Genomic DNA, 14,811 nt, shown 5'->3' on the forward strand with positions numbered 1-14,811 from the left:
CCTGCGACGACGACTAGAACGGCCAGAACGACGTGCAGTTTCCATTCGGGTGTGATCACCTCTCGCGTCTAACTCGGCCGCACGGCCGTCCTGTTCTCGGCCCCACCCCCGTGGGATATCGATCCAGGGCCAGCGCGGTCCGAGCCATCATATCCGTCAGCCTCGGCACGCAAACCCCGTGGACATCGGCAACCCCTGCGATGCATCGGTACTCGGCGGCGCGCGGTCGCACACCGGCGCGCACAGGTCGGTGGGCGCGAGGTCGGCACGGCAAGCAGGGGTGATCAGCATCACAGCCAATGGCACAGGACTTCGGCGATACGACGCAGGGCGGCGTCGCCGGTCATTCGCCAGTGCGTGGCGGGCACCGGATGATCGCGCACCGCGCCGGTGACCGCACCCGTCCAGGTCCGCGCGTTCGCCGCGCCCGCGGCGCCGTCCTCGGCGGCGGTGAAGAACAGGATGTCCCCGTCGAAAGGGCGGGCGCGGTAGGCGGCATCCAGATCGATCGATTCGAGCGCGGCCGCGACGACCCGCTCGATCCGCCGCACCCCGAACGAGGCGAACGGCTCGGGCAACCCGGCCAGACGCTCGGCCAGTTCGCTCGGATCGAATCCGCTGAGATCGAATTCGGTGAGCCGGTCGCCGAGCAACCCGCCGAGCAGGTCGGCCACGCTCACAGCCCGCGTATCCGGCTCCGCCTCCGCTGTGCCGGGTGAGTTCGGCAAGCGACTGTCGAGCAGGTCCGCCACGCTCACGGCCCGCGTATCCGGCTCCGCCTCGGCTGTGCCGGGTGGGTTCGGCAGGCGACTGTCGAGCATCCCGAGCAGTCCGACCCGCTCGCCCTCGTCCTGCAACCGCACGGCCATGGCGTGCGCGAGCACACCGCCCAGCGACCAGCCGAGCAGGTGATACGGCCCGTGCGGCTGGACGGAACGGATGCGTTCGACGTAGCGCTCGGCCCAGTCCTCGATGGAATCCGGCAGCGGCCCCGCCGAGCCGAGCGCGGGCGACTGGAGTCCGTAGATCGGGCGATCCGGGTCGAGATGAGCGGCCAGGCCCGCGAACGACCAGGCGATGCCGCCGAGCGGGTGGACACAGAACAGCGGTTCGGCGCGTCCCGAGGTCCGCAGCGGCAGCAGCACCTCGTAGGCCGCCTCCGATCCGCCCGCGCCGCGCGCTCGCAGGTCGGCGACCAGCAGCGCGGGCGTCGGCGCGGTCACCACGCTGCGCACCGGCACCCTGAGGTCCATTTCGGCGGACAGCCGCGCGCTCACCCGGGTCGCCAGCAGGGAATTGCCGCCGCGTTCGAAGAAGTTGTCGTCCGCGCCGACCCGATCCACGCCGAGGACCTCGGCGAACACCTCGGCCACCAACCGCTGCGCGCCCGCCTCGGGTTCGCGGTAGGCGGCGCCGCGCAGATCCGGGGCGGGCAGCGCGGCCCGGTCGAGTTTGCCGACCGGCGTCAACGGCAGCGCGTCCAACACGACGACGGCCGTGGGGACCATGTGCGCGGGCAGTCGCGCCGCCGCCCATCCGATCAATGCCCTCGGGTCGGGTGTTCGCCCCGTCACATAGGACACCAGTATCGGCGCGCCCGCCGCGTTCTCCCGCCCGACCGTCACCGCGGACGTGATCGCGGGATGCGCGGCCAACACCGCGTCGATCTCGCCGAGTTCCACCCGGAAGCCGCGGATCTTCACCTGGAAATCGGTGCGGCCGAGGTATTCCAGCTCCCAACCGCCGTCGCGCACCGGAACCCAACGCACCAAGTCACCGGTCCGGTACATGCGCGCGCCAGGCGCACCCCACGGATGGGCGACGAACCGCTGCGCGGTCACGTCGGGCCGCCGGTGGTATCCGCGCGCCAGCGCCGGGCCCGACACGTACAGCTCACCGACCACACCCATCGGCGCCGGGCGCAGCCGCTCGTCGAGCACCACCGCGGTGAGGCCGGGCACCGGTGCGCCGATGGTCACCGGGTCGCCCGCGCGCAGGGTGGCATAGGTGGAGGCGATCGTGGCCTCGGTCGGTCCGTAGCCGTTCACTACGCGGCGGCCGGGCTGCCAGACCGCGAGCAGGTCGGCGGTCAGGGCTTCGCCGCCGAACGAGACGACCGCCAGGTCCGGCAGCCCGGACGGGTCGACGGTGGCGAGCACGGAGGGGGTGACGATCATGTGGGTGATCCGCTCCGCGCGCAACAGCGCGTGCAGTTCCGCGCCGCCGACGGTGTCCGGCGGCGCGATCACCGTGGTCGCGCCGGAGACCGCGGCGCTCACCAGTTCTTCGAGCGACTGGTCGAAACTCGGCGAGCATACGTGCAACACCCGGTGCTCCGGGCCCACATCCAGCACTTCGAGCACGCGGGCGGCGAGGGCGGCGAGTCCGGTGTTGGTCACCACGACACCCTTGGGCCTGCCGGTGGAGCCGGAGGTGTAGATGACGTAAGCGGCATTCGAAAGTCGCTGCGGGGCATTGCGATCAGCCGCGCCGATGGGCGAGGGCGAACGCGTGGCGCAGTCGGCGACGACCGCAGGGTCATCGACCACAAGCCAGTCCACCCCTTTCGGCGGAGGCGACCCCGCACAGGTCATCCCAGATGTCGCAGCGGAATCCGCGAGCATGTAGCGGATTCGATCCACCGGCAGGGCGGGGTCGATCGGGAGATACGCGGCACCCGCCTTCGCCACCGCCCATACGGCGACGACCATCGCGTAGGAGCGCCGGATCAGCAGCGCCACCACCGATTCCGGTCCGATGCCGCGTTCGATCAGCACGCGGGCCAATCGCGAGGAGGCGGCGTCCAATTCGCCGTAGGTGTAGGTCCGACCGCCGTCGCGGACGGCGGCGCGGTCGGGTCCGTATGCGACGCCTCGGGTCAGCAGGTCCGCCAACGTGACGGGCAGCGGCGGCGCCGCGCCGCTCATTTCGGTCAGCCGTCGCGCTTCTTCGGCGTCGAGCAATGGCAGTTCGGACACTGTCGCTTCCGGATCTCGCACGATTCCACCCAGGATTCGCACGAGGCGGTCGGCGAATACGCGCGCGGAGAGATCGTCGAAATACTCTCTCGGGAAGAACAATTCACCGTCAGTGGCACCGGAATCGACATCCGCCACCACCGTGAGATCACCCGACGATCCCGGTCCGTGCGTGCGCAGAGCCAAGTGGAACAACGGCTGCCGCACGCCGAGCAACCCCGCCAACTCTTCGAAGGGGATGCCCGCGTGCTCGGCCGCGCGGGCGTGTACCCGCTGTGTCTCGGCCAGCAGATCGCTGATCCGAGCGGCGCGGTCGACCCGGATACGATGCACCAGCTCGGTCGCGATCACTATGTCCTCGGTTCCCGACAATCGCGCCAGCAGCACCGCCGACGCCGCGCGTAGCGCCGTCGACGGAAGCACACCCATCGAACGTGCACCGTCCCACAGTTCGGCGGGCACCGAGAACCGCACGCGCCCTGTCCCTTCCGACACCACGGTCGGCGCGGGCAGCGTGAGCCGGTCGGGCAGATCGGCCAAAGTGGTGCGCCAATACCGGGATTGTCGCATCGCGTCGTCGGATTCGGCTATCGTGCGCGCGATTTCGGCAGCGGCCAGATCCGGCGTGGCCACCAGCGCGGTCACGGCGCGACGCAAGCGATCGGCAAGCGCACCGGCCGCGGTCTCCGACACCTGATCACGCCGGAACTCCAGGCGAACCCGCAGACGGGTCTCGAGGAAGGCCAAGACCGTGATCGGGTAGTGGGTGGCGTCGGTGCCGGTCACCGCCTCGACCCGCAGACCGCCGAGCGCGTCGCTCGCGGCGCGCAGACCGTCCGCGTCCACCGGGAACGACTCGAAGACCACCATGGTGTCGAACAGGTCGCCGCACCCGGCGACGCGTTGGATCTCGCCGAGACCGAGATGGTGGTGGTCGAGAACGGATACCTGTTCGGCCTGCACTCGCCGCATGAGCGCGCGCCCCGACCCGCCGTCCACCCGCGCGCGGACCGGGACGGCGTCGATGAAGAGGCCGATCATGTCGCCGACCCCCTCGAGCTGCGCGGGCCGCCCCGACACCGTCGCGCCGAAGACCACGTCGTCGCTGCCCGTACTCGCGGAAAGCACCAGTGCCCAAGCGGTTTGGAGGACCGTATTCGGGGTCACCTCGGCGGCGCACGCGCCTGCGGTCAAAGTCGCGGTCGACGTTTCCGAGAGCTCGAACTCGAGGTGGCCGAAACCGCTGTCGGCAGCAGGCGGCCAGGTCAGCTCGGGAGCCAGCAGTGTCGGGGTGACTCCGCGCATGGTGTCGGACCAGACCTGCCGCGCGCGGTCGCGATCCTGCGCCACGAGCCAACTCAGATAATCCCGATACGGTCGCACCGGATCGAGCGCGGTCGCGTCCCCGCCGTTCGCGTACAGGACGAGCATCTCCCGCATGAGCAGCGGCATCGACCAGCCGTCGACAAGCATGTGATGCCCGGTCAATACGAGGTGCACGCGCCCGGAACCGGTGACATACGCCGTGAACCGCAGCAACGGCGCCACCGCAGGATCGAATCCGCGCCGCCGGTCCGCGCGCAGCAGCTCGGGCAACCGGCTCTCCCGCACCCCGTCGACCACCTGCCAACCCACCTCGACACCGTCCGCGATCAGCTGCACCGAGGCGCCATCGGGCAGGGTGAGGAAGGCCGCGCGCAGATTGGCGTGCCGATCCAGGATGGTCTGCGCGGCCCGCCGCAGGCGAACGACATCCGGTGCGCCCGACAATTCCGCGCACAATTGGATGATGTAGTACTCCGCGTCCCGGTCGAGAATGTCGGACAGCACGAGCAACGCTTCCTGCAGCGGCGGCAGCGGAAGCACATCCGACAGTCCCGGCCGCTCCGCGCGCCACCGGTCCAGTTGCGCCTGGGTGACGGCGACCAGCGGAACATCCGAAGGCGTCAAACCGCCCGACGCCGGATCATCCACTCGCGCGGCGTATTCGCGCAACGCGCGCACCCAGTCCGCGGCGAAGTCTTCGACCTCGCGAGCCTCCAACAGCGCACCCGCGTAACGGAATTCCGCCTCGAGGCAGTCACCGGAGCTCATCCGCACGATCCCGGCGGTGATTTCGACCGCCGCCCGAGCACCGGCCGCGCCTTCCCGCTCGACTTCCGACTCGTCGACGGATCCGAGGTAGGTGAACCCGATCCGGCCGAGGTCACCGCGCAGCGTGTCAGGATGGCTTCGGCGCAGCACACCGAATCCGACACCCCGGTCGGGCACCGCGCGCACCTGTTCCTTGACCGCACGCAATACCGCCGCCGGATCGGCGCCGACGCCGGACAGGTCGAGCGCGAGCGGATACCCGCAGGCGAAGCGCCCGATCGTTCGACTCTCCCCTCGATCATCGCCGGTCGACCGAATACGCATGGTGGACAAGCCGATTCCGTGCCGCGCCCGCCAGGCCCGCACCGCGGATGCCAACGCGGCCAGCAACACGGTTTCGATATCGGTCCGGTAGCTCTCGGGAACGGCTGTGCGCAGCGCGCCCGTGACCTCGGCCGGAATCCGCACCGTGATGGCATCGGTCGCCTCGATGTCGAGGGTGGAATCCACCGCGCCCGTACCGATCGGCGGATCGGGCACGGACAGCGCACGCGCCCAGTACGCCATCTCGCAGTCCCGGTCGGCTTCGAGCAACGCGTTCGCGTACCGCCGGAACGACACGCCGACCGAAGGCAACTCTATGCGTCGACCAGCCGAATACTGCTCGAAAGCCGAGGTCAGATCCGCGAGGAGGATCCGCCATGACGCCCGATCCACGACCATCGGGTGCGCGGCGACCACGAGGAGATCGCCGCCGCCGCATCGGACGCGCACGCACGCGATCATTCCGCCCGACTCCGGAGTCAACGCGGCAGGCGCGGACAGTTCGGCGGCACGGATGCTTTCGCGCAGCTTCGCGCCGCTGTCGTCGATATCCGCGTGCACCTCGGAGATCAGGGCGTCGACATCCATCGCGGCCTCGCGCGGGACCACGAGTCGCGGGCCGTCGCGATCGAGTCGGGCGCGCAGCATGTCGTGGCGGTGCAGGACCGCGGCGAGGGTGACCACGAGGCCCGCGCTGTCGATGCCTGCGGGAATCGGCACGACTCTCGTCTCGGCGGGTCTTGCGTCGAGGAACTCGAGCATGGCAGGGGTGGCGGGGATTTCACCGATGCCGTCGTCGGCCCGGTCCCATACCGTGGCGGCGATGCGGGCCAGCGCGGCGACCGTGCGCTGTTCGAAGACATCGCGCGGGGTGAAGGTGATGCCCGCCGCTTTCGCCAGGGACACCAGCTGAATCGACATGATGGAGTCGCCGCCGAGGGTGAAGAAGGAGTCTTGCGCGCCGACCGACCCCGCTCCGAGTACGCGCGCGAAGAGTTCGGCCAGACGCGACTCCACCGGGCCGTGCGGCGCACGAGTCGGCGCCGCCGCGAAGACCGGCTCCGGCAGCGCTTTCCGGTCGAGTTTGCCGTTCACGGTGAGCGGCAGAGCATCGATGACGACGATCGCGAACGGCACCATATGGGCGGGCAGCAGATCCGACAGGTGAGCGGTGAGCCGCGCCGGATCGGGGACGCACCCCGGCGAAGCGCGCACATACGACACAAGTCCCGTCGCCCCCGACGGCAGCGCGCGCCCCACCGTGACCGCGAATCCGACCGTCTCGTGCCCGGTCAACGCCGCATCGATCTCCCCCGGCTCGATCCGGAACCCGCGCACCTTGACCTGCGCGTCGTCGCGGCCGAAGAATTCCAGCTCCCAGCGCGACTCCCCCGCGGCTTCGCGGACCCGCCACCGCACCACATCGCCCGTGCGGTACATCCGCGCCCCCGGCGAACCCCAAGGATCGGGTACGAATCGCGCGGCGGTCGACGACGGCCTCCGGTGATACCCGCGCGCGAGACCCGCACCGGCCAAATATAGTTCGCCCGCGACACCCGGCGGCACCGGCCGCAGTCGCGCGTCCAGCACCAGCGCGAAACTCCCGGCGACCGGAGTGCCGATCGTAATACGCTGTCCCGCCGACAGTTCCGCGTAGGTGGAGATGATGGTGGTCTCGGTCGGACCGTACGCGTTGAAGTAGCGACGCCCCGGCCGCCACGCCGCGAGCAGATCGGGCGTGGTCACATCACCGCCGACCGACACCACCTCCAGCGCGTCCAACCCCGCCGGATCGACGGTGCCGAGGACGGCGGGCGTGATGATCGCGTGCGTCACCCCCTCGGACCGCAGCAGTTCCCACAGGTCGCCGCCGCCCGCCACCGCCGCGTCGGCGATCACCAGGGTCGCGCCGGTCGCGAACGCGCACAGCCATTCCAGTACCGACGGATCGAAACTCGGCGCGCAGATGTGCAGCATCCGATGGTGCGGTCCGAGTCCGTAGCGGCGCACCGCCTCGGCGAGCAGACCGCCGAGTCCCGCGTGCGTGACGGTGACGCCTTTGGGCGTGCCGGTCGAACCGGAGGTGTAAATGATGTAGGCGGGGTTAGCGATATCGACCGGACGCACGCGATCCTCGTCCGTCACCGGTTCGCACGACTGCCGCTCGATCAGATCCGCCGTGGCCGGGTCATCGAGGACGAGCCATTCGATATCGGCGGGCAGTCCGTTCAGGTATTTCGCGCGCGTGATACCCAGCGCCGCACCCGAATCGGTGAGCAGATACCGAATCCGACCGGGCGGATGGGCCGGGTCGACCGGGAGATGCGCGCCACCGGAACCTGCCACGGCCACCGCCGCCGCGACCATGTCGTAGGAGCGCGGAAGGGCGATGGCGACCACCTCCTCCGGGCCGACGCCGCGCCCGATCAGCACCCGCGCCAGGCGTGCGGTGTGCGCGGACAATTCGCCGTAGCCGATGGATCGACGCCGGTACCGCACCGCGACACGGTCCTCGCCAAGCGCCGCACCGCGGCCGAACAGGTCGGTCAGGGTTTCGGCGACGAGCGGAACGGGGCGCCGGGTGGTGTGCGCGGTCAGTTCGTCGGCACTCGACAGTGGCAAGGTGTCCACCGGCGTGTCCGGTGCGCGTACGCCCGCGATCAGCATTCGCAGATAGCGCTCCGCGAAACTTCGGACGGTCGCGTTGTCGAAAAGGTCGGCGTCGAAAGCGAAATCGACCGTGACGACGTCGCCCAGCTCGTCGAGGCGCAGCGCGAGATCGTGGCGCGGGGCCGAATCCTTGAACCTTCCCCGCTCTTCGGCGAGACCGCGGCGGTCCTTCTCGGAGGGTATGCCTGCGCGGAACAGGAACCGAGTCGGCGGACCCGCAGGCCCGCACAGCATCTCGTCCGGCACGGGACCCGCTGCAACAGCCCGCAGCGCAGTGTCCTTCGACCGGGATACCAACGCGCGAAAGCTCTGGAAGGCAGCGACATCGGTCCGCAGCACCACGAGACCATCGCCGAAGGCAACGCCGTCACCCGCACCCGCACCCGCACCCGCACCCGCACCCGCACCCGCACCCGCACCCGCACCCGCACCCGCACCGAGGGACGCCGGCGTACTCCGGTGAGATTCGGCAAGCGGCGCAGGGTATTCGGATACGATCGCGATATCTCCGATGCCGGACAATCGGCCCAGCAGCACCGCGAACACCGCGTGGCCGATATCGAACACGGTTGCGCCCACCGAATCGGCGAGGTCACGCAGACCCCGACATTCGCCTTCGACCCGCACGCGCCCGATCTCCCCGCTCGCCACCGCGGGCCTGACACGATCGGCGGGAATACGCACCCGCTCGGGAAGCTCGGCGAGCGCTTCCCGCCAGTACCGCGCACGACCGATCACATCGCGGCGCGCGTCGAACCCCGCCTCGATACCGACCGGCAGCGCGTCGGGCGCCGCGCTGAATTCCAGCAGGAACGCGTGCAGGCGATCGGCCACGGCCCGCGCCACGGCAGCGTCGACGAGATCCCGCCGATACTGCACCCGCAGTGCGAGATTCGCGCGCAGTTCCGCTTGCACGGCCAGCGGATAGTGCGTGACATTGGCGCCGTACAGATCCACGATCTCCGGACCGTCGATCGCACCGTAGGCCGCGCGCAACCCGTCGACATCGACGGGAAAGCTCTGATACGCGACGAGGGTGTCGAACAGCGCGCCCGCACCGACCGCCCGCTGGATATCGGCGAGTCCGACATGGTGGCAGTCCAACAGCGAAACCTGTTCGGCCTGAAGCTCTCTCAGTACCTCACCCACCGTGCGGCCCGGCTCGAAACGGACCCGAACCGGCACGGTGTCCACGAACAGCCCCACCATCTCGTCCACCCCGTCGACCTGCGGCGGGCGCCCCGAAACCACGGCGCCGAACACGATGTCGGAGCGTCCCGTGCATGATGCCAGCGTGAGCGCCCACGCCGCCTGCACCACGGTGTTCACCGTGATCTCCCGCGCGGCGGCGAATGCCGTCAGTGCGGCCGTCTGTTCGGTAGACAGGTCGGCGAGGTGAACACCGTGGCCTTCGGCGGTCACGGCGGGCGACGCCAGCACCTCGGCGACGCGGGTCGGCGCGATTCCGGCCAGCGCGGCACGCCACGCGGCGAGGGCTCGCGCGCGATCGTATCCGGCCAGCCAGCGCAGATAGTCGCGATAAGCGGGCGCCGGCGGTAGCGCCGCCCCGGCGTAGGCGGTCAGCAGATCCTTCATCAGCAGCGGCATCGACCAGCCGTCGAGCAGCAGATGGTGCGCGGTCAACACGAGGTGGGCGTGCAGGTCGCCCGCGTGGAACAGCGTGAACCGCAGCAGCGGACCGACTTCGGGGTCGAACCCGCCGCGCCGTTCCTCCGCGAGCAACGCCTCCGCGTCGGCGCCCGCCCGCGCCTGCCGAACCCGCCACGGCACCGCCGCGCTCTCGCGCACGAACTGCACCGGCTCACCGTCGCTGTCCGCCCCGAAGTCGACGCGCAACATCGCATGTCGGTCGAACACGATCTGCGCGGCCCGCCGCAACCGTTCACCATCGATGATCCCCGACAGCGCCACACCCATCTGCAACAGATAGGGATCGTCCCCCGCCGAAATCCGAGCGAGAGAAAGCAACCCGCGCTGCAACGGCGACAACGGCAACACATCGACCAGCCCGCCCCGCAGCCGCTCCCAACGCTCGATTTCCCCTTGCGTGACCCGAACCAGCCCGACATCCGACGGCGTCAACCCACCCGCCCCGACCTCCCCCGCATGCACGGCGAACTCCTCGAGCACCTCCACCCAGTACCCCGCCAACTCGATGGTCCCGGCCGCCCCGAGCACACCGCGATCCCCGAAGGACACACCCGACACCACCCCCTCGCCACCCCGCACCCGCACCGAAACAGCAGCGTCCAACCCCCCGAACGCACCCCCACCGTGCCCCGGTTCCCGATCCCGCACCGAGACAGCAGCTTCCGAACCACCGAGGCCACCGTCCCCGCCCTGCACGCAGCCATCGATCGGCGCCACCTCTCGAACCTGGTACGACACAGCAGCATCCGAGTCCACGAACGCATCTGCGACGCGCCCCCGTTCGTCGGTCGGCAGCCACTCCCGACCCCGCACCGAGACCGCGGCTCCCGAACCACCGAAACCACCCGTGTCCCGCCCGCATTCACAGATCGGAATCCGCTCCCGAACCGGCGGCGACGCAACAGCATCCAGACCGCCGACCGCCCCTCCGCCGTGCCCCCATTCGTCGGTCGGCAGCCACTCCCGACCCCGCACCGAGACGGCAGCTTCCGAGCCGCCGAAACCACCCTCACCCCGCCCCGGTTCATCGGTCGACCCCCACTCTCGAACCGGCGCTGAAACCCTGGTTCCGGGACTCCCGAACGCCCCTGCGCCCTGTCCCCGCTCGTCGGTCGGGACACGCTCTCGAACCAGTGGCGACACAGCGGCATCCGGACCTCCGCCGTGCCCCGGTTCGTCGGTCGGCAGCCACTCGCGACCCCGCGATAGGGCCACCGACTCGGAATACTCGAACCGAACCCACCCCACCGCACCGGCGAGCGCAGCGCCCTCGGGATGGAACTCCCGAAGCACCCCGAATCCCACGCCGTCGCCGGGCACCGCCGCCAACTGCTCCTTGACCGCCTTGAGCACCCCGCCACTCGAACCACGCACCGAATCCGTCGCGAACCCGGACAAATCGATCGCCACCGGATAGCTGTGCCCGAACCACCCGACCGTCCGCCCAGCGTCGGCCCGCCGCTGTTTCGCCACCGTGATCAGCGTCACGGGCGCGTCCACTCCCCGCACCGCCCACCACCGCCGCACCGCGAAAGCCAACGCCGCCACCAACACGTCCTCGACCCCCGCCCGATACAACGCGGGCAACGTACTCCCCACCGCGACGGCCACATCCCCCGACACCGCGACATCGACCCACCGCACCCCACCGTCCCGATCGAGCACCCCACCCATCCGCGAATCCCGAACCGCGGCCGCACCACCGAAACGCTCCGAATCACCCACCCGCAGAGACGCCGCGCCCCCATCTCCCCGAGCCTCCGCCTGCACATCCACCTGCAAGCCCCCCGGCGAGTCCCGCGCTCGCGTCGAAACCGCTTCGTGCACCACGGAACCGTGGGCCGCAAACACACCCCTACCGGCCACATGCCGACCCACCGCGGACCTGTTCGACGCAAACCCGTCCGCGACAACGCCATGGCCCGCGAAGCCACTCACCACAGGCCCACCCCCACCCACCGCAGACCCACCCACCACAAACCCGTCCGACGCAAACCCATCCGCAACAACGCCACGGCCCGCGAAGCCACTCACCACAGGCCCACCCCCACCCACCACGGACCCGTTCGACGCAAACCCATCCGCGACATCGCAATGGCCCGCGAAGCCACTCGCCGCAGGCACACCTCCACCCGCCGCAGACCCACCCACCACGGACCCGTCCGACGCAAACCCATCCGCGACAACACCGTGTCCCGCAGAGTCGCTCGCCACAGGCCCACCCCCACCCACCGCAGGTATATCCACCACGGACTCGCTCGATCCGAACCCGTCCCCCGCAGCCACAGACCCGTCCCCCACGAATCCATCCACCACGCGACGATCCACGCCGGACCTCACCGCCGCAGACCTCGCAGCGAACCCACCCGCCGCCGGCTCACCGACCACCACGGACTCGGCGCCGTACCGCACCTCAACCTCACCGCCATGCGGACCCGTCACCGCTTCGCGCACCCCGACCAACCTGCGCCAATACGGCAGTTCGTCAGCATGCACGGCGACACTGTCCGCCAATTCCCGCGCCCAACGCCGGAAAGACTTCGTCACCGGCAGCAACGTGATCGCGACGCCTGCCCGGTGTCGCGCCCAGCCGGTCGCCAGATCTTCGGCCAGGATCTCCCAGGACCTGTCATCCATCACCGACCCGTGCGCGACGACGATCAGGGCACCGGGCCCGTCCGGCCGCGACAACCACGTGAAGGCGATCACATGCCCCGCATCGACATCGATCCGACTGGTCGCGAAACCCGTTGCCGTCTCGGCGAAGACGGCCCGCTCGGCGGCCGAGAGTCCGCCGGGCACGTGCACGCGGGTGAGCAGCGCGTTCACGTCGACCGACCCGCCGGGCAGCACCCGCGTTCCCGGCCCGTCCGCCCTCGAATACCGCTGCGCACGCAGCATGTCGTGATGGTCGACGACGGCGCCGAGCAGCGCGACCAATGCCGCCCGATCGACCTGTGCGGGCAGCCGCAGCACCCGCCGCGTGTACTGCCCGAACATCGGCCCGCGCACCAGATACTCGGCGACGCCCGGCGTCGAAACGATCGCGCCGATCCCGCCGCCCGCCGCTTCGACCGTCGCGGATCCCCCGTCGACGACCGCGACCACCCGCGCGAGCGCCGCGACCGTGCGCTGCCGGAACACGTCCTGCGTCGTGAAGATCAGCCCCGCCGCCCGCGCCTGTGACACGAGACGGATCGACAGGATGCTGTCCCCGCCCGCGGCGAAGAACGAGTCATCCGCGCCGACCCTCGGCACGCCGAGGATCTCGGCGAACAGTTCGGCGAGCAGGATTTCGACCGGGCCGATCGGAGCCCGCGAGACGGCCGCGCCGAACTCCGGTTCCGGCAGTCGCGCGCGATCCAATTTCCCGTTGACGGTCAACGGAACCGCGTCCAAACCCACGATCACCGACGGCACCATGTGGCCGGGCAGCGTGGCCTCGACGAAACCCGTCAGCTCCGTCGCATCCACGCGAATCCCTCTGCGCCCGAGCACGTAGGATACGAGCACGGTCGCACCCGATGGCGCGGTCCTGCCCATGGTCACCGCGTAGTCGACATCGGGGTGGGCGCACAGCTCCGCGTCGATCTCACCGAGTTCGATGCGGAATCCGCGGATCTTCACCTGGAAGTCGGTACGCCCCAGGTAATCCAGTTCACCGTCGGCGCGACGCCGCACGAGATCACCGGTGCGATACATCCGCGCGCCAGCGCACGCCCCGAAAGGGTTGGCCACGAACCGTTCCGAGGTCAGAGCGGCGCGCCCGAGGTAGCCGCGAGCCAGCGCGTGACCCGACAGATACAGTTCACCGCTCACCCCGACCGGCACCGGACGCAGACGCGCGTCGAGCACCACCACGCCGACGCCGGGCAGCGCGGACCCGATGGTGACCGGCGCGTCGGGACACATGGCGCCGGTCCCGGTGGCCAGAATCGTGGCCTCGGTCGGCCCGTACCCGTTGTAGAAGGCCCGGCCGCGCGTCGCCCACCGTTGGACCAGTCCCGGCCCGAACGCGTCACCGGCGACCACGACGACCCGCAGGTCCTCGAAGCGCCCCGGCTCGACCGACTCCAATGCCGCCGGAGTGATCACCAGGTGCGTAACCCGTTCCCGCCATAGCAGTTCGGCGAGTTCGGGCCCGCCGAACACGGTCGGCGGCGCGACCACGAGGGTCGCGCCCGCTCCGAAGGCGAGCAGGAATTCCAGCACCGACACATCGAAATTCGGCGAGCACACGTGCAGTACCCGCGCGGTCGAATCCACCGCGTACCGCTCGCGCAGGGCTCCGACCAGCGCGGCCAGTCCGGTGTGGGTCACCACGACGCCTTTGGGCCTGCCCGTCGACCCGGACGTGTAGATCACATAGGCCGCATGCTGTTCGGTGATCGCGCGCACCCGGTCCACATACGAGACGGGATGTGCGGCCCGCGCGGCGATCAGGTCCCGCTGCCGCGGATCGTCGAGTTCGAGCCATTCGATCTCGGCGCCGAACATCTCGCGATGCGCGGTATCGGTGAGCCCGAGCACCGCGCCGGAATCGATGAGGATGAATGCGGCGCGCTCACGCGGCAGTGCGGGGTCGACCGGCACGTAGGCCGCGCCGGTCTTGGCGATCGCCCACACGGCGAGCACGGATTCGATCGAACGCGGCACGCCGACGGCGACCACGTCGCCCGGACCGACACCGCGCGCGATCAGTTCGCGCGCGAGCCGGGACGAGAATGCGTCCACCCGGGAATAGCTGAGTTCCCGGCCGCCGGCGTCGTCACCGTCGGACCCTGCCCGCACCGCGATGGCGTCGGCGGCGGATTCCACGGCCGCGCTCAGCAGCTGAACGAACAGCGGTCCCGTCGACCGGCGCCTGCTCCGACCGCGCGGAGCCCGGCGTGCCCCATCCATCAGCGTCCATCATTCCTCTCGCGTCGAGCCTGCCGATAGCGCCGAAACCCACCAACCCGGCTGGATCCCGGACCACCCGACGGCGGAGGGATGTCGAACGAAGCAAGAGGTATCGATTTTCGGGGCTTGCGCCCCAATCAGACCACAGGTAACGCGATCGCGACGGGTGAGC

General features: G+C 70.1%; 1 protein-coding gene. It reads right to left on the bottom strand.

Annotation, left to right across the window (positions count from 1 at the left end; all coding sequences use genetic code 11):
• Window positions 1–290: 290 nt before the first annotated feature.
• Window positions 291–14,639 (bottom strand): non-ribosomal peptide synthetase, encoded by a 14,349-nt coding sequence (locus IT779_RS15410; RefSeq protein WP_196149980.1) that lies wholly within the window; start codon window positions 14,637–14,639, stop codon window positions 291–293.
• Window positions 14,640–14,811: the final 172 nt, after the last annotated feature.

The organism is Nocardia bovistercoris, assembly GCF_015674855.1.
GTDB classification, from domain to species: Bacteria; Actinomycetota; Actinomycetes; order Mycobacteriales; family Mycobacteriaceae; genus Nocardia; species Nocardia bovistercoris.

What these genes read in the sequence shown, in the direction of transcription:
- IT779_RS15410 (WP_196149980.1), bottom strand. Translation starts at nt 14,639, where the DNA reads ATGGATGGGGCACGCCGGGCTCCGCGCGGTCGGAGCAGGCGCCGGTCG.